Origin of the sequence: Microbacterium sp. APC 3901 (assembly GCF_030407765.1) — a bacterium.
Taxonomy (GTDB): Bacteria; Actinomycetota; Actinomycetes; order Actinomycetales; family Microbacteriaceae; genus Microbacterium.
This window is the reverse complement of sequence record NZ_JASDCU010000015.1, coordinates 1-21,715: the sequence shown is the minus strand read 5'-3', so window position 1 is coordinate 21,715 and position 21,715 is coordinate 1. Positions and strand designations below refer to the sequence as shown.

The window sequence follows — 21,715 nt, the reverse complement described above, 5'->3', positions numbered from 1 at the left end:
CAGCCGCTCGTCCAGGCTAGGAGCACCCGGAGACTCTCGGTATGGTGAGAACGAGGGGTGACATGGACGAAACAACGAATCGCGGCATCGGTACGCCGTCACCGGACCACGGGCACCGGGCGGAAGGCTTCGCCGATCAGCGACTCTGCGTGGTGCCGCGGCCCCAGGTCGAGCTCGCGCTCGCCGCGCCCGTCACCCGGCGCCTCACCGTGACCGATGCAGGGCTGTTCCCCCACGCCGAAGGTCACCTGCGCCGGCGTCCGCACGGGGCGTCCGAGACCATCGTGCTGGTCTGCGTCGGTGGCACAGGAGTGGTGGCGTTCGACGACGACGAGTACGCGCTCAGCCCCGGCGCGAGCATCGCCATCCCCTCCGGCACGCCGCACGAGTATCGCAGCTCCGACCGCGATCCATGGACGATCTGGTGGCTGCACGTGCGAGGCACCGATGCGGCAGAGCTGACGACGCCGGCGAGCGCCTCTCGTCTGGTGCGGCTGCGCGCGGTCGATCGGGTGGTGGCGCTGTTCGACGAGCTCGTCACGCTGCTCGAGCGTCGCATCTCGCCCGCGCACCTGCTGGCGGCCTCGGGGATCGCCTGGAACCTGCTCACGCGCATCACGGTCGACAGCACGCTGCCCGCCGAGGGGTCGCCACTGGAGCGGGCGATGCGGTACCTCGAGACGCGCATCGACGGCACCATCCAGGTGGCCGATCTCGCCGCCCTCGTCGGCCTCTCGCCCTCGCACCTGAGCGCGCTGTTCCGTCAGGCGACCGGCGGCGGGCCGGCAGCGTTCCACACCTCGCTCAAGATGGGCAGGGCGCGCGCACTGCTCGACGCCACCAACCTGTCGATCGCCGAGATCGCCGCGTCGGTGGGGTACGTCGATCCGCTGTACTTCTCGCGTCAGTTCCGCCGGGTGCACGACGTGAGTCCGACGGCCTACCGCGCCCAGCACAAGGGCTGAGCGCGCCGTCACGGCATCGCACGCACTCGCATCCGCGTCATGACACTCGCGCATATCGGCGCACGAGCAGTGCTGCCGCATCCACCCGCAGCACAGGATCGTCGGCCGTCGGTCTGACTCGAGGGTCGACGTGCACGCCTGTCGCAGGATCCCAGGCGAATGCCGTGAGCCGGATCGGCTGCTCGGCCAGCACGTCGCGACGGTCGCTGAGGTCGACTTCGAGCGGGCGCCCCGACCAGAACTGATCCGCGATCAGCTCTTCGCCGATGTGCAGGCGGATCACGTCGCCGACCCAATCGAGACGCAGCACGACCTGGTCGGCGCCGTCGCCGATCCCGCTCGGGATGCGGATCTCGGCCGTCGCGGCGTCGACGAAGTCGTCCTCCGTCGGGGCGGCGAAGCGCGATGCGGGCCCACCGACCCTCGGCGCGACCACCGGCGCGGTCCGGAAGACCGGCGTCTCCAGGCCATGACGGGCGTCTGTCCCCTCGACGATCCGGCGTTCGAACTCGACGCCGCGTCCATCGCCGCGGTCGATCAGGACGAGCACTTCTGCGTCAGCGTCCTGCCTCTCAGCCATGAAGCCGCCGTCGTCGAACCAGCCGCCGTGCGGCCAGATCACCACGCTGTCGATCCCGTTCACGGGTCCGCGCCAGACGGCATCCGCCGCGTCGCCGTCGAGGATCACGAAGGTCGTACGACCGACCCGCACCCGGCAGTCGACTCCCGGAGCCGCGTCGGGGCGGATCACGAGTCGCCCTTCGCCGTTCACGGCCGCGCGCGCGCCTCGGACGACAGGCGATCGCACTCCGTCGATCTGGATCTCCGCCTCGATCCCCTCGCTCGTAGCCAGGAGCACCACCTGCTGGTCGCCGACACGGATCTCGGTGATCAGCTGCGCCGTAGCGCTCACGGCAGACAGATCGCCGAGGGGCTGCCGGATCGGCCAGGAGAAGGAGGAGCCGACGGGCACGGTGATCGGGTCGCTCGGGATCCGCACCACGGCATCCGGACCCTCGATCTCGAAGCGCACATCCTCTACGGCATCGAGTGGTGCCAGCGCCGGTTGATGGGTGTTCACGAACAGGAATCCACGGTCGCCGTCGCCTCTCACCGACCAGCGCAGCTCGCCGGTTTCCTGCGACCCGATTCGCGCCGGGTAGGTCGCGAGCCGGTCGCCGAACGCCGAGAGGAACAGATGCTGACGACGCAGCTGGTGGAAGTGCCGGCGTTGCGTGCCTGCGGCTCCGATCGGCGCGAAGAAGTCGTAGTCGCGCACCGGGACGTCGTTCGGATATCCGGTCTCCTGCGACTCCTGCGTCGTCGAGAGCGCCCCCTCGAAGTGGAGTCCGCCATGGAACATGTAGTAGCCCTGCCAGGCCGATCCGCTGCCGAGCTTGGTCAGCGCGAGCGCCGCGACATCCTCCGCGTCGACGAGCGGTCGCCGGTGATAGGCGGTCGCCATGCCGCTGCCCAGCTCGCAGGTCGCATACGGCCAGCCGTCATCCGTGCCCCGGTCGGCGGCGGGGGACACCTCGGCCGGGGTGGCGCGCAGGTCGGCCCCGACCGAGAGGTCGTCTCGCACATCGCTGAACGTGAAGTGCTGGCGCCCGAATTCCGGCCACCCCGTGTCGGACTCCTCCCAGAATCCGTCGGCATATCCCGCATACACGGGCAGGAAGCGCCCTGGTGGCAGCTGCGCGCCGCCCCACCCCGTGGCCGTGAACAGGCTCGCCGCGAGTCCGACCGACTCGGCGATCGTGCGCAGGGTCGACAGGTGCTGGGGCTGGTCGTACAGCTCGTTCTCGATCTGGATGCCGATGATCGGCGCGTCCGGATCATCGGGCCGATGCATGAGGTCGGCCACCTGCCCCGCGACCGCCGAGTACCAGCGCCGCACGAGCTCGAGATACACGGGGTCGTCGGTGCGGAGCGCGATGTCGCGAGCCTGCAGCCAGTCGGGGAAGCCGCCGTTCCGCGTCTCGCCGTGCGCCCACGGGCCGATCCGGACGATGACGTCGAGTCCGACGCGCGCTGCCGTCTGCACGAACGCCCGCAGATCGCGATCGCCGTCCCAGCGGTACTCGCCCTCGATCTCTTCATGCGCCAGCCAGAAGACGTATGTCGCGAGCACGTCGATACCGCCGGCGCGCATCTTGCGCAGTTCGCGCTCCCACACCTCGCGACGATCGCGCACGAAGTGGTACTCCCCCATCACCGGGATCCAGGGGCGACCGTCGCGGCTCAGGTACCGGTCGGTCACCTCGATGCGTCGAGCGGTGTCCGCCCCGTCGCCCAGGTCGAGAGCCGCGGGCACCGGATCCGTCGGTCGGGGGAGCTCGACGCGATATCGCGCCCCGGTCGAAGTCGTCGTCGCGGAGGTCATCACTCGACCGTACGCACCGACGCCGAGAGAGCGACAGGGGTGATGCGACGGGATGGCTGGAGAGAACGACGGATGCGGCAGCATCCGACCAGCGCACAGCAACGGGCGGGGGGAGCGTGATTCCGCTCCCCCCGCCCGCGCCGGGGGTCTTACTTGTTGAACGCGTCCTTGACGTTCTCGCCGGCCTTCTTCGCGTCGGCCTTGACCTGGTCGGCCTTGCCTTCGGCAGCCAGCTTGTCGTTGTCGGTCGCGTTGCCGATCGCTTCCTTCGCCTTGCCCGCGATGTCCTGGGCGGCGTTCTTGATCTTGTCATCGAGTCCCATGAGGAGCTCCTTTCGTGAGGGGTGATCGTGACGACGGGGGATTCCCGGCGTCTTACCGTCGTTGCTCTGCGCGACCGACGATAAGTCTGTGTGGGTGGTCAGCGGCGCACCTTGTCGAGAGCCTTCTCGGCGGCCTTCGCCGCCTTCTTGGCCGCCTTCTGGCGTTCCTTCTTGGCCTTGGGGTCGTTCCACATGCGCACGAGCTGGTGCCGCACCGACTCGCCCTTGTTCACCTGCACGGTCGCTGCGCGGCTGCCCAGGATGTAGGCGACGAAGGCGACGGCGCCGATGAGGAGGATCTTGTTTCGCATGATGCTGGTTCCTGCTTCCTGGAGTTGGCTGCGACGGCCCGCGTTCACGACAGCCGACGCTGGTCGTGAGCGAGCCGCGCCCGCAGACCGGTGTGGATCGAGACGTACGTCTCGGTGTCGCGCCCGGTCAGGGTGGCGAGGTTGGTGAGCAGTCGGTCGAGGTGATCGATCAGCTCGCGGGGGTCGGTGTTCTGCCGAGGCGTGACCGACACGTGCAGCACCGGCGTGGTGCGGATGTCGTTCGCCGTGACCTGGGCCGAGAGGATCTCGTCGCGGGTGGCGAGCGAGTTCTTGACGGCGTCAGACACGAACGACTCGGTGACGGTGACACGGCCGAGCGGGTTCTGCGCTCCCGACGAGCGGAGAGCCGTCTTCGACCGACGGCCCGCGACGCTGGTGAGCGCGAGGATCAGCAGCACGATCACGACGAGGATCGCCACGACCGCACCGATGCCGATCCACGACAGGCTTCCGCCCGCGATCGCAGTGGCCGCGATCGCCTGGTCGAGCCACGAGCGGGCGTCCTCACCGCCCGCCGTCCAGATGTCGGTCGCGGTGGGCCAGCTCATGATCGCGATGCCGAGGGCTCCGAGACCGAGGAAGAGCAGGCCGATGATGAGCAGCAGAGTGCGGTTCAGCGCACGATTCGTGTTGTTCACAGCTCGTCTTCCTTCTCGCTCGGACGCTCGACGCGCACGCGGGTGCGGACGCTGCGTGTGAGCCGGTAGGTCTGCAGCTCGGCCTCGGCGGCCGACTGCACCTCGTTCTTGTCGAGGGGGATGCCGACGCCCGGACGCACGGTGACGTCGACGCTGCGGTGTCCGACCCCCACGGTGATGCTCTCGCGTGCCAGGCCCGTCTCCTCCGAGAGGTGCTGTGCGAGGGCGCTGGCGATCACGCCGTTGTCGACGACGACGGCGCGGTCGCCGGATTCGAGGGTGTGCTTCGACAGGCGCCCCGGTGTGAGGGCGAGCACCACGAAGACGATCCCGATCAGCGCCAGCACGACGCTGCCCGCGATCACCAGGCCTGCGGGCTGCGCGGTGGGCAGGCCCACGAGCCATCCGCCCGCCGCGGCCGGTCCGAGCAGGAGCGCGGGCTGCGCCGCGAGGCTCAGCACGATCTCGAGCCCGATGTAAGTGAGGGCGAGGACGAGGAGGATGACCGCGACGAACATCGCGACGGTGCGCGGTGAATGCGTCTCGCGTCGGACGACGCGACGAAGAACAGGGGTGCTCATCGCACTCGTCTCCTCTCTGGGATGGTGGCACCGGTGATGGTGAGGGTGATTCGGGTGACGTCCCGGCCGATGATTCCCGTCAGACGCTGCTGCAACTGCTCCTGCAGCTGACGGGCCCGATCGAGTACGGGGACGCTCTGGGAGATCGCGACGGTGTCGTCGAGATCGGGGACCGGAAGCGGCGTCGCGATGCGCACCGCCAGTCCTCCGGGGTGTTCGGCGACATCGACCTTCACGTCACCGCGTGGCACACCGATCAGGGTTGCGGACGCCTGTTCGGTGACCGTGCGGTAGACGCGCTCTTTCACGTCGATGCGCCCAGGGACGGTGGTCTCTCCGGTGGCGGCTCGCGAGGAGCCGCCACCGGTGGCGAGGTTCTGGTCGATGCGCATCAGGAGGTGCGCCGCCCCGTGAACGCGTCTGCGAGTCCGCGGACGTCGAGCTTGCCGGAGGCGATCCGGCCGATGATCGCTCCGATGCCTGCGAACAGGGCCATGAGGAGGAATCCCCAGAACCCGAACAGCAGAGCTGCGAGGGCGAGGAGCGCCCCGATCAGGGCGCCGGTGGTGGTGGGGGTCATGAGACTCGCGACTCCTCGTTCTCGTTGCTGTCGTCGCCGGGCACGTGCACGTCGTTGACCTCGACGTTGACCTCGACGACCTCGAGACCGACGAGGCGGCTGATCGCACCGGCGACGGCGGCGCGTACGTTGCCCGCGACCTCCTGAATGGGGGCGGGGTACTCGACGACGATCGTCAGGTCTGCGGCGGCCTGCGTCTCGCCGACCTCGACCTTGACGCCCTGAGAGAGGTCGGTCGCGTTGACGGCGTCACGGATCGCGCCGAAGGCTCGCGCTCCACCGCCGCCGAGTGCGTACACGCCGGGAACCTCACGGGCGGCGATGCCGGCGACCTTGGCCACCACGCCGTCGGCGATGGTGGTCTTGCCTGCGGCGTCCGCGTCGGCGGGGATCCGCGAGGTCGAGAAGCTCGAGCTGCGGTCGACGCGCGAGGCGGATGCGGCCGGCTTCGGCGCTGCGGAAGTCTGAGCCAGCTCCTTCTCGGCGGGGCTGGTGGATGAGTTCTGGTCCTGGTTTGCCATGTCGATTCCTTTGCCTGAAAGCGGATGCCGGCTGCGAGACCGTTCCGGCCTCACCGGGAGCGTGTCGGTCGCTCACAGATAGGACGTGCGGGGGTGCGCATTCGTCACAAACTCGTCGCAGAGAATCAGACGAGCAGGATGACGTCGGCGGGAATCGCGCGATCGTTGGCCGCTCCCGGACTGGCCGACGCCGCCCTGGGCCGCGAAGATGATCGGATGAACCGCGACTCGCCCGCCACCGCTCTGCTCGTCATCGACGCCCAGGAATCCTTCCGCCAGCGGCCGGACGAGTGGGCGTCCACCGCCAACCCGGATGCCGTCGGCAACATCTCGCGGCTGGTCGATCACTCTCGCGAGGTCGGCGATCATGTCGTCTGGGTCACGCATTCAGAGCCGGGCAGCGGCGGAGTGTTCGACCCGGTCAACGGCTTCGTCCGAGTGATCTCCGACCTCGATCCACGGGGCGACGAGATCGCCGTGACGAAGACCACAGTCAACGCCTTCACGTCGACAGACCTCGAAGAGCAGCTGCAGCGCCTCGGCGTCGGGCGGGTGATCGTGTGCGGCATCCGCACCGAGCAGTGCTGTGAGACGACGGCTCGGATGGCGTCCGACCTGGGCTTCGCGGTGGAGTTCGTGACCGATGCCACGACGACCTCGGCGATCGAGGCGAACGACCGGCTCGCGGCCGTCTCGGGCGACGAGATCATGCGGCGCACCGAGAGCATCCTCGCCGCGCGCGGATTCGCGACCGTGATCCGCACGGCCGATCGGGTCGGAATCTCCGCCTAGGTTGGAGGGCATGTCCCTCTCGCTCGCGCTTCCCGATCTCGCCGGCCGCACGATCCTCGTCACCGGCGCGAACGCGGGCATCGGCTACTGGTGCGCCGAGATCCTCGCCGGGCATGGCGCCAGGGTGCTGCTCGGATGCCGTTCGACCGAACGGGCGGAGGTCGCGGCATCCTCGATCCGCGCGCACGCGCCCGGCGCCGACCTCGGCATCCTCCCGATGGATCTCGGTTCGCTCGCGAGCATCACCGAGGCCGCGGCATCCGTCGACGAGCGCATCGACGCCGTGATCTGCAACGCCGGAGTGAAAGCGGCGGATCGTGGCGACCGCACCGGGGATGGCCTCGACCTGATGGTCGGCACGAACTTCGTCGGGCACTTCGCCCTGCTCGCCCAGCTCGGCGACGTGCTCGCAGACGAGGCCCGGGTCGTCGCGGTGGGTTCGCTCGCCCATCGCTTCGCCGAGATCGACCCCGCCACGCTCGCGCAGCCGTGGACCGGACCGTCGCTGCGGCAGTACGGCCGATCGAAGGCCGCGCTGATGGCCTTCACGTTCGAGCTGAACCGGCGTTGGAGGGGCTCAGCGCGGTCCGCGCTGTGTGCACACCCGGGCTACGCGGTCGACCCGCTGACCCCGCACCGCGACGGCCTGACCGAGGTGTCGGCGGCGACGCGCGCTCTCGCCTCACTCAGCCGCCCGCTCGTGCAGGGCAAGGATGCGGGCGCGGCGCCCGTCGTGCATGCGGCGGTCGCCGCCGATGCCACCGGCGGCGACTACTGGGGACCCGGCGGCCTGCTGGAGTTCCGCGGGGCACCGACACGCGTCGCCGCGAGCGCGCAGGTGCGCTCGGTCGACGTGGGGACTGAGCTGTGGGCCGTCGCCGAGCAGATGGCCGGCGTGCGGTTCAGGATCTGACGCGCGGCGCGTCCGGTGCGCGTGCCGCACCGACCACGTGGATCTCCTACGCCGCAGCGATCGAGACCGCCGGGATCTCTTCGATCGACCGATACACGGGCAGGCCGCGCTCGAGGGCGATCTCGACGTCCTTGTCGGCACCCGCCGAGTCGCCCGGCAGGCGCAGCACCGCGTCGCAGTGCTGCAGCAGTCGGTGCGCGGTCTCGTACATGACGTCGCCGTCGGCGGCATCCGCCTCATCCATCCCCCGGAGGATGGGCAGGGCGACCCATTCGCCGATCATCGGCACGTGACCGAGGCGGTGGATCGGCGCCGCGGCCTCTTCCAGTCGTTCGAGGTTGCGGGCGATGAGCGCGGGGTCGCCACCGGTGCCCGAGCGGTAGGGGCCGGCGATCAGAATCAGGAGTGGAGTCGTCATGGAGAAGACTGTAACGTTAACCGTGCAAGAACGTGCAAATTCGTGAATGAACAAGATTCGGAGAGTCGGATGCTGGGCGCACAGCGCAAGGACCACCTGCGAGAGATCCTGCGCAGGGACGGCCGCGTCGTGGCGAAGGACGTCGCCGCCGATCTGGGCGTCTCAGAGGACTCGATCCGTCGCGACCTCCGCGAGCTCGCCGACGCCGGGGAGATGGTGCGGGTCTACGGTGGGGCTCTGCCGGTTCCGCCGGCGGACCGCCCCGTCGACCAGCGGGCGCTGCTCGCGACCGAGAGCAAGGAGCGCGTCGCCCGCCGCGCCGTCGAACTGATCGCCCCCGCGTCGACGATCGTGCTGGACGCCGGCACGACGACCCTCGCGATGGCCCGGATGCTGCCGCACGGCGCCGACCTGACCGTGATCACACCCAGCCCGTCGATCGCCCTCACGGTCGCCGAGCACTCCGACGCGCGCATCGTGATCATCGGCGGCGAGCTCGCTCGCTTCTCGATGGTCGCGAGCGGCCCCCTCGCCATGGAAGCGGTGCAGCACCTCCACGCCGACGTCTTCTTCCTCGGCGCGACCGGCATCGACCCGGTGCGCGGCCTGACCACCGGCCACCTCGACGACGCCGTCACCAAACGCGCGATCGCCGCCCGCTGCGCGCAGACCTACGTGCTCGGCAGCGAAGAGAAGATCGGCGCGACGTCACGCTACCCCGTGCTCGACCTCGAGGCCGTCGCCGGCGTGGTCGTCGACCCCACCGACGCGAACCCCGTGATCGACGAGCTCGCAGAGCGCGTGGCCGTGCTGCGCTGAGCGACGTCAGGCGGGGTCAGGTGATGGTCGCCGCCACGATGGTCGGGGTCATGATGGCCACCATCGCCGCGGCGATCGCGTCGTTGACGGCCTTGGCGACGGCATCCCCCGCCGGCGACCCTGCCGTCAGCTCTTCGATCCGCTTCTTGAGGTCGCGCGCCGACATTCCGCCGCATTCGTCGCGCAGGATCGCGTGCGCCGAGTTCAGGTTCTGCAGAATCGACAGCAGCGCCAGATCGGCCTGCGTCGGAGCAGCGGTTCCGGCCAGCACGGCGGCGAGGCGGGAGCGCAGCATCTGCTCGGGTGCCGAGTCGGATTCGGGAGTGCGTGCCGAGCCCCATCCGAAGAATCCGCGCTCCCCGCGCACGAGCACGCCCTGCACGACGAGCGACTCGACCACGACTTCGAGCGGATCGAGCTTGGGTCGCACGACGAGAGACTGCAGTCGTTTGCCGCGCAGCGGCACGAGGCGCTGCAGAGTCGTGTCGAGGATCGGGTTGCCGGTCGGCTCGGTCGACACGATGTCGATGACGGGGTTCTTCTCGTCCGACACCGAGATGCGTCCGTGCAGAGCGAGGTCGACGATGACGGCGGCGACCTCGCCGTAGAGGCGGTTCACGCTCACCGCGCTCTCGACGCGGCCATCAGGCCGGAGGAGCAGCATGTGGAGTTCTTCGACGATCAGCATGCACCCACGCTATGACGAGCCTTCTCCCCCCGGCATCCCCCGGACGGATGATTCCGGAACAGTGGCGGACGCGGCATTCGATGACGGGGTTTACGCCCCGATCTTCTTCGCGTCATCGGCGTTGAGCAGGCGGAAGAGCAGCGCCGCGATGACCGCTCCGACCGCGGGGGCGACGATGTAGAGCCACAGGGAGGACCAGTCGAAGTAGCCACCGACAGAAAGGCCCAGCGCCACCGCAGGGTTGAAGCCGCCGCCCGAGATCGAGCCCACGGTCGCCGCGCCGACGAACACCGTCGCACCGATCGCGAGGCCGTAGAACGAGTTGCCCTCGGTGTCCTTCGAGGTCGCGGTGTTGAGCACGACCCAGACGAGGATCAGCGTGAACAGCGCCTCGACGAAGAAGGCTGGTCCCACCTCGACGACCAGGGCCTCGCCACCGGCGGGCCACACGGCGAAACTGACCAGCGCGGCGAGCGCGCCACCGACGAACTGCGCCACGAGATAGGAGATGAAGTCGACGACGCTGAGGCCGCCACGGAGGAAGACGCCGACGGAGACCGCCGGGTTGAGGTGAGCACCCGAGATGTGGCCGGTGGAGAAGACGAGCACGGCGAGGGTGAAGCCGATCGCGAGCGGGGTCAGCGGGCTCTCGCTGTTGATCGCCGCGATGATCGTGAGGACGAAGAGGAACGTGGCGATCGCTTCGGCGAGTGCCTTGCGTGGGGTGCCGGACATGAGAACCGCTCTTTTCTGAGAAGTGAAGGAAGGACAACGGCGTCCGGCTGGCGCTCCGGCCGACCCACCGTCGGATGGTGACGCGCCGAATCTAGCGATGACGACCAGGACCACCTGCTCACCGCGCGGACGCCCGAGGAGCGGATATCGATATGACGCGGGATGTCAACCCCGTCGCCGTGCGCGCACCGACTCCATAGGTTTCGTGGATGAGCTCCGACATGACCAGCGAAGAGAAGCGCCACGATCAGCTGACCGCGGCACCGGACGCGACCGAAGCCGACGCCGCACCCCGCATCGAGGTCTCCGAGCACGACGGCAACACCCGCATCGACATCGCCCCCGATGCTGCGGTGCGCCCGGGCCCCGGGCCCGGGGCCGAGACCGACGACCAACCCCAGCGGTGAGCGACCGGGGGTAGCAGTGGCGTCAGACGCGCGCGGCTACAGCCAGCCCTTGCGCTTGAACGCCCAGTACAGCCCGAAACCCATCCCCACCATGAGAGCGACCGCCATGGGGTAGCCGAGCGCCCAGTGCAGCTCGGGCATGTGGTCGAAGTTCATGCCGTAGACCGTGCCCACGAGGGTCGGGGCGAACAGGATCGCCGCCCAGCCCGAGATCTTCTTCACCTCGTCGTTCTGGCGGATGCTCAGCTCGGTCATCCGCCGCATCTCCTCGTTCTGCCGCCGCGCGACGATCGTCGACTCGACGGTCAGGGCGTTGTCGAGCACGGTGCGGAAGGTGTTCGCCCGCTCCGACACGCGCAGCGTATGGTCGAGCACGTCTCGCAGATACCGCTGCAGCTCCTCATCGACCTCGTACTTCGCAGACCCGCGCAGCAGAGCGTCGAGCATTCCGGCCAGAGGCTGCACTGCGCGTTGGAAGTCGATCACCTCTCGGCCCAGCTCGTAGATGCGCTGCGTCGCGTCGGCTCCCTCTTCGAAGAGCTGGCTCTCGATCTCGTCGATGTCGTTCTCGAGCCCGGCGAGCACGGGTGCGTACTCGTCGACGACCTCGTCGAGGATCGCGTAGAGCACGGCCTCGGGGCCGAGTTTCAGGAGTGCCGGGTCGTCTTCGAGGCGGCGCCGGACACGTCCGAGGTCGGGCGACTCCGCGTGACGGATCGTCACCACGAAATCCGGACCCACGAGCACGTGGATCTCACCGAACTCGACCTCTTCCGCAGCATCCAGATACCGGGCCGAGCGCAGCACCATGAACAGCACCTCGCCATAGCGCTCGAGCTTCGAGCGCTGGTGACCGGAGAGGGCATCCTCGACGACGAGCGCGTGGATGCCGAACTCGTCGGCGACCTCGCGGATCTCGGCCTCACTCGGACGATACAGGCCGATCCAGCTCATTCCACCGCGCTCGCGCAGCACCTCGAACGTCTCGCTGAGGCTCCGCGGATTCTCGGTGCGGATGCCGTCGACATAGATCGCGTTGTCGATGATCGCCATCGGCGCTCCCTCGATAGGTCGAGCCGCGGACCCGTCGTCCGCGTCCGAGGTCAGCCGGCGGGAGGCGCGACGCAGGGGATCGCCGAGGCCGTGATCTCCTGGTGGTACTGCTCGGCCGTGAACGGGAGCCCGAATTCCGGCGCCGTCTCTCCTGCGGCTGCCGGAGCCTTCGATGCGATCGCGGCGAGCTCCCATGCCAGGTACATCGCGGTCGTTCCGCCGGTCGTCGAGTCGTTCAACGAGACGGCGACCGTGAATCCGGACTCCGGATCGGAGAACGCGGACGTCTGATATCCGGGCGTCCATCCCGACTGTCCGACCATCGAGCCGACGAGCAGCGCTCCGCCGGTGGCCTGGAACCACGAGGGCGCCTCGGGGCTCTGCGGCAGCGGGGCTGCGAAGCGGTTCGGCTCATCCTTCGTCCGCAGCTTCTGTGCGGCCTCGGCCTGGGTGTACCGACCGAGGTCCTCGATCGTCGACACGACGCCAGAGTCGGTGTACCCGGTGCTCGACGACAGCGTGGTGATGTCGGTCGGGGCCGCACAGTCGTACCCGCCTTCGATAGGCGTCAGGTAGTACCCGTTCATGACCGGACCCGTCGAGGGCGCGGCTGCGGCCGGCGAGGGCAGCCGCGTCTCAGAGAGGCCGAGCGGCTGGCTCACGTACTCGGAGATCAGCTCGGATGCCGTCAGGCCCGATGCCCGCTCGAGGGCGAGTCCCAGCAGCAGGTAGCCGGCGTCGGAGTTGGTGTAGGTCGTCTTCGGCGTGGCGCGCGGGGCGCCGAGGCCGTAGGCGGCGAGCTCGAGCGGCGCCCAGACGCGCTCGGGAGTGGTGAACCATGCGGTCCGAGCGGTCGCCTCGGACGAGCCGGCTCCGCTGGTGCTGTTGCACAGGTCGAGAAGCGTGGTGTCCGTCATGTCGGCGACGCCCGAGACGTAGTCGCTCACGGAGTCGTCGAGGTCGACCACGCCCTGATCGACGAGGCCGTAGAGCACATCGCACGTCATGAGCCGCGTCATGTCCGCGACGCGGAAGGCCATGTCCGTGCTGATCTCCTCATCGGAACCGGGGCCCTGCGTGCCTCGCCCGACGACCCAGCTGCCGCTCCAGGGAGCCCACACGCCGACGACGGCACCCGACGCCCCTGAGGCGGCGAGCGCATTGTCGACGGCCGCTTCCATGGCGGCGACGGTGTCGGCGGGCAGTGCGCCTTCGACCTGAGACGGCGGTTCGTAGCTGAACTCCGGCTCGGCGGTGCAGCCGGTGAGGAAGAGTCCGAGCGCGGCGACGCCGGCCGCTGCTGCGCGGAACGTGCGCGACGAGAGAAGCTGCATGAAAGGGGACCCCCGGAAGACGTGTCTCCCGAGTCTAGAACGCCGTTCCTGAAAGAAGGCATCGCCGGGGCCCCTTTAGGGTGATCAGCATGCCCCACATCTTCGAGGCCGACGTCGTCTCCGCCATTCTGCGCCACATGAACGGCGACCACACCGACGACAACCTGCTCATCACGCGAGCCTTCTCAGCCGTCGAGGACGACGAGATCACGGATGCCGTGATGACGGACCTCGACGGCGACGGCGGCGTCTGGAAGGTCACGCGCGCAGGCATCCCCTCCGAGATGCGCATCGCCTGGCCCTCCGGCCCCATCGACGAGCGGCCCGCCGTGCGCCGCGAAGTCGTCGCGCTCTACGATCTCGCGTGCGAGAAGCTCGGGGTCGAGCCGCGTCCGCACGCGTGACTCCCTGAGATATCGGGCTTCCACTTCAGGTTAGGTCACCCTTACACTTGGCACATGTCCGAGATCCTCTCCTTCTCCGCAGCCCTCCGTGAGCGCTCCTCCGGTTCGCACTCGCGCAGTGAGGGTGCCGGCTTCATGTCAGACCTGCTCAAGGGCGAGGGCTCGCGCGAGGACTACATCGCGCTCGTCGCGCAGCACTACTTCATCTACGAGGCCCTCGAAGGCGCGGGCGAGCGCATGCGCCGCGACCCCGTGGCATCCGTCTTCATCAGCGACAAGCTGACCCGTCTTCCTGCACTGGAGGCCGACCTCGAGTTCCTGCTCGGCCCCGGCTGGCGCGACGAGATCGTCGCGCTGCCCACCACGCAGCGCTACGTCGAGCGCATCCGTCAGGTGGGCGCGACCTGGGTCGGCGGCTTCGTCGCGCACCACTACACGCGCTACCTCGGCGACCTGTCCGGTGGCATCTTCATCGGACGAGTGATGGCCCGCCGCTTCGGCTTCGAGACCAACGGCATCGGCTTCTACCTGTTCGACGACATCGCCGACCCGTCCGCGTTCAAGGACGTCTACCGCGAGCAGCTGGACGCGGCGCCGTGGGACGACGCCGAGCGCGAGCGCGTGATCGACGAGGTGCTCCTCGCCTACCGCTTCAACACCGAGCTGTTCGAGGACCTCGACCGCGCACGCGTCGCCGCCTGACGACCAGCAGGCTCAGCCCTTGCCCACCTCGGGCGTGGACGCCGCGAGCCACGCGTCGCGCATGAAGCGGCGCACATCCTCGTCGACGCGGATGTCGCTCGGGCGCAGCGCCCTCGAGAGGTAGAGCCCGTCGAGGGACGTGAGCCGTGAGAGCGCGACGTAGGTCTGTCCCGGTGCGAACGCGCCGGATCCGAGGTCGATGATGGCGCGGTCGTAGGTCTTGCCCTGGGACTTGTGGATCGTGACGGCCCACGCGAGACGCAGCGGGAACTGCGTGAACTCCGCGACGACGTCACGCGACAGCTTCTTGGTGCTGGGCTCGTAGGAATAGCGGAACCGCTCCCACACCGCGGGCTCGACGTCGACCTCGTCTCCGTCGATCTCGACGCGTACGGTCTCGCCGAGGATGCGCACGACCGTGCCGATCGTGCCGTTCACCCACCGCGGCGGCTCACCCGACATCGAGGTGTCGTTGCGGAGGAACATCACCTGCGCGCCGATCTTCAGCTTGAGCTCCGACTCTGCGGGCAGCGATGCCTCGCCCCTGCCGAACTCTCCGCTGACCTCGGCCTTCGCGGTCTGCTCCTTGCCCGCAAGCGCCGCGAGGTGTCGACTGTTGATGGTGTTCACGATGTCGTTGCGCGTGGCGAGCGTGATCATCGGAACCTCGCCCGGCTCCGGGTCGGGGGGCGTGCGCGCGCCTTGCGTGTTGAGCACCCCGGCGACCTCGGCGGTGACCCGGCCGTACCGCACCGCGTTCAGCATGGCCTTGAAGCCGTCATCCGACTGCCGGTGGATCTGCACGAGCTCGCGCACGTGCAGCTCGGCACGGGTGTCGACGGCGAAGAGCCCCTCTTCCTCTTCCGGCGCCTCGCCGCCGGCGGCGCCGGCCCAGACCTTGGCGTCGAAGAACCAGAACGAGCGGTAGTGGTCCTTCACGTAGCGCAGCTCGTCGCCGCGTGGCGGCACGGGAGCCAGCTGGTACGGATCGCCGAACATCACGATCTGCACCCCGCCGAACGGGATGCCGCGCTTGCCCCGCGCCTGACGGAGCGAACGGTCGATCGCGTCCATCAGGTCGGCGTTGACCATCGAGATCTCGTCGATCACAAGCGTCTCGATCGCGTTGAGGATCCGTCGTGTGTTGTCGTTCTGATCGATGTCCGAATCACCGATCAGACCGATCGGCAGCCGGAACAGCGAGTGGATCGTCTGCCCCTCGACGTTCAGCGCGGCGACACCGGTGGGTGCGCAGATCGCGATCTGCTTCTTCGTGTTCCACGAGAAGTACTGCAACAGGGTCGACTTGCCGGTGCCGGCGCGGCCGGTGATGAAGACGTGCTCGCTGGTGTCCTCGATCAGCCGGAACAGCTCTTGCTGCTCTTCGGACAGGGCGGGAAGCGACACGGTTCTCTCACACGGCTGGGGGCGGGAGTGCACGTTGAGATCGTGCCTCCCCATGCTACGTGGCGGCGCACACCCGGCATCCGAGGGACACAGCGATCGTGGTCGACGCATGGAGGCCCGCGCACGGCATCGTCCCAGGCCGCGCTTCTAGACTGGCGCCATGCAGCAGGTCGAGACGAAGGCGCCCCGGCGCTCGCGCCTCGCTGCCGACCTCGCGATGCTCGCAGTGGTCGGCCTCGTGCTCGTCGCCGCTCTCGGCGCAGGCGGGGCCACCCTCTATCAGCAGTTCTACGGTCCATCGGCCTTCGTCGTGCGGTACCTCGATCTGCTCGCCGAAGGCCGAGCGGCCGATGCCCTTCGCGTGCCGGGTGTCGCGATCGATCGGGAGACGCTCGAGGTCGCGGGCATCGGAGCCACGGCGTCGGAGGCTCTGCTGCGCCACGCGGCCCTCGCCCCGCTCTCCGACGTCGAGGTGATGTCGGAGGAGCTCGACGACGCCGGCAAGACCGAGGTGACCGTCTCGTACACGGCGAGCGGTTATGCCGGCACGACCACGTTCACCGTCGAGCAGGACGGCTGGGCGGGCGTCACCCCGAACTGGCGCTTCACGACGAGCCCTCTGGCCGTGGTCGAGCTCACGCTGCGGGGCGCCGATCAGTTCGCCGTCAACGGCTTCGAGATGGACCGCCGCCAGGTGTCGGCGGCGGGTGCGCAGGCCGCTCCCCTCGATCCGCTGCCGCTGCTGGTCTTCACGCCGGGGCTGTACTCGGTCACCGTCGACACGGCGATCGCCGACTCCGACGGTGTCGGCGTCCTGGCAGACACACCGCTCGCCACCACGCCCGTCGACGTGCAGACCGAGCCCACCCCCGACTTCGTCGCCGTGGTGCAGCAGCGAGTCGAGGAGTTCCTCACGGCGTGCACCACACAGGAGGTGCTGCAGCCGACAGCGTGCCCGTTCGGCATCGAGGTCTCCAACCGTCTCGCCTCGCTGCCGAAGTGGTCGATCACGGCTCAGCCCCAGGTGACCGTGGCCCCTGACGGCGGGCACTGGAGGATTCCCCCGACGGATGCGGTCGCACACGTCGACGTGGAGATCAGGTCGCTGTTCGACGGATCCGTGCAAGAGGTCTCGGAAGACGTCCCGTTCCAGGTCAACGGGTCGATCACGATCCTGCCCGACGGAAAGGTGTCGATCCGCGTCGGCTCTCCGGACGAGGAGTCGACGGGCTGATCGCCTGTTGCAGGGTTCAGCGCGCTTCGCGCTGAGCCTGACGGAGGTCGCGCTCGGCGAGGGCCGCGAGCTTCTCGTTGTACTCCTCGAGCTCCGCCTCGCCCGTGCGGTCGGCATGCCGATCGCGGCGCTTCTGCAGCTTCGTGTCGCTGCGACTCCACTGGATCGCCACCGTGATCGCGAGGATCAGGGTCGGGATCTCACCGATCGACCACGCGATGCCGCCGCCGATGTACTGGTCTTCCATCGGCGAGGGACCCCACGTGCGCCCCATCGACCCGAACCAGTCGGCGACCATGAGCCCCTCCTGCATCATGATGGCGACACCGAAGAAGGCGTGCATGGCCATGATCGCGATCAGTGTGATGAGGCGTCCGGGGTAGGGCAGGCGGTACGGCACGGGATCGGCGCCGATCAGGCTCAGCACGAACAGGTATCCGGAGATGAGGAAGTGGGCGACCATCCACTCGTGACCGAGGTGCTCGAACATCGACCAGCGCACGAGGTCGGTGAAGTAGAAGGCCCACAGCGACAGGATGAAGATGCCCGCCGCGACGAACGGGTGGGTGACGACCTTCGAGAACGGCGAGTGCACCGCCCACATGATCCATTCGCGGCCGCCACGGGTGCCGTCGTCGCGCTTGTGGATCGCGCGGAGGGCCAGCGTGACCGGCGCCCCGGAGACCAGCAGCAGCGGGATCGCCATCGACAGCATCATGTGCCCCAGCATGTGCACACTGAAGAGATACTCCTGGTAGGCGTTGATCGGGCCGCCGGTGACCCACAGCAGCATCAGCATGCCCAGGACCCAGAAGGCGGTGCGATGGATCGGCCAGCGGTCGCCCCGCAGGCGCAGACGGCGCACCCCCGCGAGGTAGAGGAAGAGGCCGAATCCGGCGGCCACCAACCAGAGCACGTCGATGTCCCACGCCGTGAACCAGCGGTCGATCGTGAACTCGGGAGGCAGCGGTGAACGGGTGAGGTTCTCGGCCGGTGTCTGCACGAACGCGGCTTCCTCGCCGGTCGGCGGAGGCGTGCGCGCGAGCGCGGCGGCGGCACCCGAGGCGAGGCCCATCAGCGCGACCTCGCAGAGCACCAGCATCCAGAACCAGCGGGCCGCTCCAGCCCCTTCGAGACGGGGGATCAGGCGGAGGCGATACCAGGCGCCGAGCAGACCCATGCCCACCAGGAGCACGACCTTGGCGAGCAGGATCGTGCCGTAGGGCGTCCAGAGCTGCGAGATGTCACCGAAGGAGACGATGGAACGCGCCAGGCCCGAGATGGCGACGACCGCGAACGCGGCGATCGCGAGGCTCGAGTAGCGGCTGACCAGCCGGGCGGTGCCCACGCCCGAGCGGTCGCGCAGGATCACGACGAGCAGCAGACCGCCGAGCCACACCGCCGCGCCGATCGTGTGCAGCAGGATCGAGTTCACGGCGATGTTGTGCCCGGCGAGCTCGCCGGAGTGGCCCTGGGTCGCCAGCGGGAGGAAGGATGCCGCGGCGAGGATCGCCGTGATCAGGGTGGGTGTCCACGTGCGCCACGCGAACGCGAGCACGGTGATCACCGAGCCCATGATCGTGGTGATCAGCCACGATTGACCGAGCGGCAGCTGCAAGAGGAATCGTCCGAGCTGCTCGCCGAATTCGCGCTCGGCACTCAGCTGCGGATTGAAGGCGGCCATGAAGGTGAAGAATCCGCTGATGCCCGCGGTGACCGTGAAGACCGCCGCACCCGCTGAGGCCGTGTTGAGGGCCGTGTCGAACGACTTCTCCTCGCTGCGCAGCGCGAACAGCGCCAGCACGAGTGAACCCAGCATCGCCGCAGCCGCGATGTTCATCACGAGCTTGACGATCGGGGTGGCCCAGCGTACGAACGGACCCGGATCCTGCAGCAGCAGTGGCGCCGCCCCTCCGCCGATCACGAGGGCGAGGAGCACGCCGATCAAGCCGGTCGCGAGCAGGATTCCGACTCCGGCCGCGCGATACGCGGAGCGGTTCGGGGTCTGCACGGCGCGGGCACTCACCCCTCAAGCCTAAGCCGCGCAACCGGGGAGGGAGCACGAAGGCCGCCCCCGACGGATCGGGAGCGGCCTTCGAAGAGGTGCGGTCTTACTTGACGGCAGCCTTGAGCTTGGAACCAGCGGTCACCTTGACGCGGTGGCCGGCCGGGATCTTGATCTCGGCGCCGGTCTGCGGGTTGCGGCCCGTGCGAGCTGCGGTTGCGACCTGCTCGAACGAGATCCAGCCCGGGATCGAGACCTTGCTGCCCTTGGCAACAGCGTCGGAGACCGAGGAGAACAGCGCGTCGAGGACACCCGAGACGGTGGCCTGGCTCTGGCCGGTGGCAGAAGCGATGCTCGCGACGAGCTCGGTCTTGGTGATGGACTTGTCAGCCATGTCATCCTCCAGCGACGAGGTTCCCGTCGCATCGTTGGTGTTCGAAGGGCGACTGCCCTCCGTTGGTCGAGTGACCGCCTTGAATGTACCAACCGCCACCCACATTTCCGCGTCATTTCGCGGGTTTTGGGGTATTCGGCGGCGTGTCGTGGTGCAGAAGTGACGAATGTGACCCCTGTGGTGCCTTGTCAGACGGCTGAGCGCCGCCGTTCCACGCTCGCGCGGCGCCCCGCCCGGGATCACGCTGCGCGTCGCCCGGGATCACGCTGCGCCTCGCCTCTGCATCGCGCTGCGCCTCGCCCGGGATCGCGCTGCGCCTCGCCTCTGCATCGCGCTGCGCCTCTGCATCGCGCTGCGCCTCTGCATCGCGCTGCGCCTCGGGAGGAGAACTGCGCCTCGGGAGGAGAGATCTGCGGATTCGGTCCTCCCAAGGCGCAGTCTTCCTCCCCGGGGATGCGGGCAGGGAAGGGGATGCGGGCAGGGAGAGGGATGCGGGCAGGGAAGGGGATGCGGGCAGGGAGAGGGCTGCTCGGGTCAGCGCGGGCGGTGCGATCCGACGACCGAGCGCGCAGTGCGCGCGAACGCCGGGGTGACGCGCTCGTCTCCGTCGAGGTAGCCGCCGACGAGGGCTGCGTCGCGCAGCAGGACGAGGGATGCCGCGACATCGGCAGGATGCTCGAGACCAGCCTGCTCGGCGACGGCCTGCAGGGTGGAGCGGAACCACTCGCGGTGCTCGTCGATGAGCCGTCGCACGGCGCCGTCGGCATCCGGATACTCCGCCGCCGCGTTGATGAACGGGCAGCCGCGCGTGTGCCTGAGCCGGATGTCGGCGGTGATGCCCTCGATCACGGCGTCGACCAGCTGCGACGGCTCGGTCACCGCTTCTGCGGCGTCGGCGAACATCGCGCGCAGCATCTCGTCTTCGTTGCGCAGGTACGCGAGGACCAGGTTCTCCTTGCCGCCGAACTGCTTGTAGAGCGTCGCCCTGGTGACCGCGGCCTCGTCGATGATGCGGTCGACGCCCACCGCATGGATCCCCTCCTCGTAGAAGAGCCTGGTGGCGCTGTCGATGAGTCGGGTGCGCGCGGCACTCGGCCGCTTCGGAGTCGTCGTCGGGGCCGGGGTAGGAGTCATGGTCTTCATGGTGATCCCTCTCATCGTGTCACCCGAAAGCGACTTTCGGGAATAGGTTGCGGTAGATAGAACGTTCGGTCTACTATCAGCGTAACGCATCCGCACTAAGCGGGAGCAGAGACAGGAGAAGAGAAAATGAACAGCACCGAGAAGACCCCGATCGTCCTGATCCACGGACTCTGGATGACCCCGAAGAGCTGGGACACCTGGGCCGAGCGCTTCCGCGCACAGGGCCACGAGGTGATCATCCCGGGGTGGCCCGGAATCGACGATCGCTCGGTCGATGACATCCGCCGCGATCCGTCCGCCCTCGAAGGCATCGGCCTGACGCAGATCGCCGACAACTACGAGCGCATCATCCGCGCGCTTCCGGTGAAGCCGATCGTCATGGGCCACTCGTTCGGCGGCGTTCTCACGCAGATGCTCGCCGACCGCGGCCTCGGCGCCGCCTATGTCGGGGTCGCCCCCGGGCAGACCGCCGGCGTCACCGCACTCCCCCTCTCGACCCTGTGGACGGGAACGCCGATCCTCTCGCACCCCTTCGGACGCAACGGCGCCAAGCCGCTGTCGAAGCGCCACTTCCACTTCACGTTCGGCAACGACCTCTCGCGTGCAGCATCCGACGCCCTCTGGGAGGAATACGCCGTGAACTCCTACAACAGGGTCTTCTTCGAGGGCGTGACCTCGGTGCTCAACGAGAAGGGCGGCGTCACCCACGTCGATTACGCACGCGCCGACCGCGCTCCGCTCCTCGTGATCACGGGCGAGATCGACCACGTCGTGCCGCCGGCCATCGGCCGCGCGATCGTCAAGAAGTACCGCTCATCGGGCAGCCCCGCCGTCGTCGAGTACAAGGAGTACGCCGGCCGCACCCACCGCCTCGTCAGCCAGGACGGCTGGGAGGAGATCGCGGACTACGCGCTCACCTGGGCGGTGGCGCACGCGACAGC

At 68.7% G+C, this 21,715-nt stretch carries 26 protein-coding genes; 9 read left to right on the top strand and 17 right to left on the bottom strand.

Features of this window, described 5'->3' with window-relative positions; all coding sequences use genetic code 11:
• The first annotated feature begins 62 nt into the window (after nucleotides 1-62).
• Complete coding sequence (locus QMA07_RS14010) at nucleotides 63-965, top strand: AraC family transcriptional regulator (protein WP_290162882.1); 903 nt, start codon at nucleotides 63-65, stop codon at nucleotides 963-965.
• 37 nt (nucleotides 966-1,002) lie between these two features.
• On the opposite strand, the gene QMA07_RS14005 is transcribed toward QMA07_RS14010, so the two are convergent.
• From QMA07_RS14005 to QMA07_RS13970, 8 genes are all read right to left on the bottom strand, one after another.
• A complete protein-coding gene (locus QMA07_RS14005; protein WP_290162880.1) occupies nucleotides 1,003-3,351 on the bottom strand; it encodes a beta-galactosidase in 2,349 nt (782 codons plus the stop codon).
• Between the two features lie 149 nt (nucleotides 3,352-3,500).
• Complete coding sequence (locus tag QMA07_RS14000) at nucleotides 3,501-3,674, bottom strand: CsbD family protein (RefSeq protein ID WP_290162878.1); 174 nt, start codon at nucleotides 3,672-3,674, stop codon at nucleotides 3,501-3,503.
• Nucleotides 3,675-3,772: 98 nt separating this feature from the next.
• Nucleotides 3,773-3,985, bottom strand: coding sequence for a hypothetical protein (locus tag QMA07_RS13995; RefSeq protein ID WP_290162876.1), 213 nt, complete (start codon nucleotides 3,983-3,985; stop codon nucleotides 3,773-3,775).
• A 44-nt stretch (nucleotides 3,986-4,029) separates the two neighbouring features.
• On the bottom strand, nucleotides 4,030-4,644 hold the full coding sequence (locus tag QMA07_RS13990; RefSeq protein WP_290162874.1) for a hypothetical protein: 615 nt from the start codon (nucleotides 4,642-4,644) through the stop codon (nucleotides 4,030-4,032).
• The gene (locus tag QMA07_RS13985; protein ID WP_290162873.1) at nucleotides 4,641-5,225 is read right to left on the bottom strand and encodes a DUF6286 domain-containing protein; all 585 of its coding nucleotides are present in this window, start codon (nucleotides 5,223-5,225) and stop codon (nucleotides 4,641-4,643) included. Before QMA07_RS13985 ends, QMA07_RS13990 begins: the two co-directional genes overlap by 4 nt.
• The gene (locus QMA07_RS13980) at nucleotides 5,222-5,617 is read right to left on the bottom strand and encodes a hypothetical protein (RefSeq protein WP_290162872.1); all 396 of its coding nucleotides are present in this window, start codon (nucleotides 5,615-5,617) and stop codon (nucleotides 5,222-5,224) included. The genes QMA07_RS13985 and QMA07_RS13980 overlap by 4 nt, the downstream gene beginning before the upstream one ends.
• Nucleotides 5,617-5,805 (bottom strand): DUF2273 domain-containing protein, encoded by a 189-nt coding sequence (locus QMA07_RS13975; RefSeq protein ID WP_140038388.1) that lies wholly within the window; start codon nucleotides 5,803-5,805, stop codon nucleotides 5,617-5,619. The genes QMA07_RS13980 and QMA07_RS13975 overlap by 1 nt, the downstream gene beginning before the upstream one ends.
• Nucleotides 5,802-6,326: an Asp23/Gls24 family envelope stress response protein gene (locus tag QMA07_RS13970; protein ID WP_290162871.1), complete on the bottom strand. Its 525-nt coding sequence runs from the start codon at nucleotides 6,324-6,326 to the stop codon at nucleotides 5,802-5,804. The genes QMA07_RS13975 and QMA07_RS13970 overlap by 4 nt, the downstream gene beginning before the upstream one ends.
• Before the next feature lie 93 nt (nucleotides 6,327-6,419).
• Here QMA07_RS13970 and QMA07_RS13965 point away from each other — a divergent pair, with 93 nt between their 5' ends.
• Entirely contained in the window at nucleotides 6,420-7,118 is a 699-nt protein-coding gene (locus tag QMA07_RS13965) for an isochorismatase family protein (protein WP_290162869.1), read from the top strand.
• Nucleotides 7,119-7,128: 10 nt separating this feature from the next.
• Nucleotides 7,129-8,031, top strand: coding sequence for an SDR family NAD(P)-dependent oxidoreductase (locus tag QMA07_RS13960; protein ID WP_290162867.1), 903 nt, complete (start codon nucleotides 7,129-7,131; stop codon nucleotides 8,029-8,031).
• A 46-nt stretch (nucleotides 8,032-8,077) separates the two neighbouring features.
• Here QMA07_RS13960 and QMA07_RS13955 read toward each other — a convergent pair whose 3' ends face one another.
• Nucleotides 8,078-8,449 (bottom strand): DUF4406 domain-containing protein, encoded by a 372-nt coding sequence (locus QMA07_RS13955; protein WP_290162865.1) that lies wholly within the window; start codon nucleotides 8,447-8,449, stop codon nucleotides 8,078-8,080.
• A gap of 69 nt (nucleotides 8,450-8,518) precedes the next feature.
• On the opposite strand from QMA07_RS13955, the gene QMA07_RS13950 reads away from it, so the two are divergent.
• Nucleotides 8,519-9,268, top strand: a complete 750-nt coding sequence (locus QMA07_RS13950; RefSeq protein ID WP_290162863.1) for a DeoR/GlpR family DNA-binding transcription regulator — start codon at nucleotides 8,519-8,521, stop codon at nucleotides 9,266-9,268.
• Nucleotides 9,269-9,284: 16 nt separating this feature from the next.
• On the opposite strand, the gene QMA07_RS13945 is transcribed toward QMA07_RS13950, so the two are convergent.
• Both QMA07_RS13945 and QMA07_RS13940 read right to left on the bottom strand, forming a co-directional pair.
• Nucleotides 9,285-9,956 carry a GPP34 family phosphoprotein gene (locus QMA07_RS13945; RefSeq protein WP_290162861.1) on the bottom strand — a complete coding sequence of 224 codons (672 nt, stop codon included), beginning with the start codon at nucleotides 9,954-9,956 and terminating at the stop codon, nucleotides 9,285-9,287.
• Between the two features lie 90 nt (nucleotides 9,957-10,046).
• Nucleotides 10,047-10,691: an aquaporin gene (locus QMA07_RS13940; protein WP_290162859.1), complete on the bottom strand. Its 645-nt coding sequence runs from the start codon at nucleotides 10,689-10,691 to the stop codon at nucleotides 10,047-10,049.
• A gap of 209 nt (nucleotides 10,692-10,900) precedes the next feature.
• Here QMA07_RS13940 and QMA07_RS13935 point away from each other — a divergent pair, with 209 nt between their 5' ends.
• The gene (locus QMA07_RS13935; protein ID WP_290162857.1) at nucleotides 10,901-11,098 is read left to right on the top strand and encodes a multidrug transporter; all 198 of its coding nucleotides are present in this window, start codon (nucleotides 10,901-10,903) and stop codon (nucleotides 11,096-11,098) included.
• A gap of 36 nt (nucleotides 11,099-11,134) precedes the next feature.
• Here QMA07_RS13935 and corA read toward each other — a convergent pair whose 3' ends face one another.
• Both corA and QMA07_RS13925 read right to left on the bottom strand, forming a co-directional pair.
• Nucleotides 11,135-12,151 (bottom strand): magnesium/cobalt transporter CorA, encoded by a 1,017-nt coding sequence (corA, locus tag QMA07_RS13930; protein ID WP_290162855.1) that lies wholly within the window; start codon nucleotides 12,149-12,151, stop codon nucleotides 11,135-11,137.
• A gap of 50 nt (nucleotides 12,152-12,201) precedes the next feature.
• Nucleotides 12,202-13,485, bottom strand: coding sequence for a serine hydrolase domain-containing protein (locus QMA07_RS13925; protein ID WP_290162854.1), 1,284 nt, complete (start codon nucleotides 13,483-13,485; stop codon nucleotides 12,202-12,204).
• Nucleotides 13,486-13,574: 89 nt separating this feature from the next.
• Between QMA07_RS13925 and QMA07_RS13920 the strand changes: the two genes are divergently transcribed.
• Together QMA07_RS13920 and QMA07_RS13915 are read left to right on the top strand one after the other, a co-directional pair.
• On the top strand, nucleotides 13,575-13,889 hold the full coding sequence (locus QMA07_RS13920) for a DUF2470 domain-containing protein (protein WP_290162853.1): 315 nt from the start codon (nucleotides 13,575-13,577) through the stop codon (nucleotides 13,887-13,889).
• Nucleotides 13,890-13,943: 54 nt separating this feature from the next.
• On the top strand, nucleotides 13,944-14,591 hold the full coding sequence (locus tag QMA07_RS13915; protein WP_290162851.1) for a biliverdin-producing heme oxygenase: 648 nt from the start codon (nucleotides 13,944-13,946) through the stop codon (nucleotides 14,589-14,591).
• A gap of 12 nt (nucleotides 14,592-14,603) precedes the next feature.
• Here the strand turns inward: QMA07_RS13915 and QMA07_RS13910 are convergent, their stop codons facing one another.
• On the bottom strand, nucleotides 14,604-15,998 hold the full coding sequence (locus tag QMA07_RS13910) for an AAA family ATPase (protein WP_290162850.1): 1,395 nt from the start codon (nucleotides 15,996-15,998) through the stop codon (nucleotides 14,604-14,606).
• A 160-nt stretch (nucleotides 15,999-16,158) separates the two neighbouring features.
• Here QMA07_RS13910 and QMA07_RS13905 point away from each other — a divergent pair, with 160 nt between their 5' ends.
• A complete protein-coding gene (locus tag QMA07_RS13905; protein WP_290162849.1) occupies nucleotides 16,159-17,232 on the top strand; it encodes a hypothetical protein in 1,074 nt (357 codons plus the stop codon).
• A 16-nt stretch (nucleotides 17,233-17,248) separates the two neighbouring features.
• Here QMA07_RS13905 and QMA07_RS13900 read toward each other — a convergent pair whose 3' ends face one another.
• The 3 genes from QMA07_RS13900 to QMA07_RS13890 all read right to left on the bottom strand — a co-directional run bounded on the left by QMA07_RS13900 (nucleotide 17,249) and on the right by QMA07_RS13890 (nucleotide 20,765).
• Entirely contained in the window at nucleotides 17,249-19,258 is a 2,010-nt protein-coding gene (locus QMA07_RS13900; RefSeq protein ID WP_290162848.1) for a cytochrome c oxidase assembly protein, read from the bottom strand.
• Between the two features lie 85 nt (nucleotides 19,259-19,343).
• Complete coding sequence (locus QMA07_RS13895; RefSeq protein ID WP_042541574.1) at nucleotides 19,344-19,631, bottom strand: HU family DNA-binding protein; 288 nt, start codon at nucleotides 19,629-19,631, stop codon at nucleotides 19,344-19,346.
• A gap of 534 nt (nucleotides 19,632-20,165) precedes the next feature.
• Nucleotides 20,166-20,765: a TetR/AcrR family transcriptional regulator gene (locus tag QMA07_RS13890; protein ID WP_290162846.1), complete on the bottom strand. Its 600-nt coding sequence runs from the start codon at nucleotides 20,763-20,765 to the stop codon at nucleotides 20,166-20,168.
• Nucleotides 20,766-20,900: 135 nt separating this feature from the next.
• Here QMA07_RS13890 and QMA07_RS13885 point away from each other — a divergent pair.
• On the top strand, nucleotides 20,901-21,715 hold an 815-nt coding region (locus QMA07_RS13885), incomplete at its 3' end, for an alpha/beta fold hydrolase (RefSeq protein ID WP_290162845.1).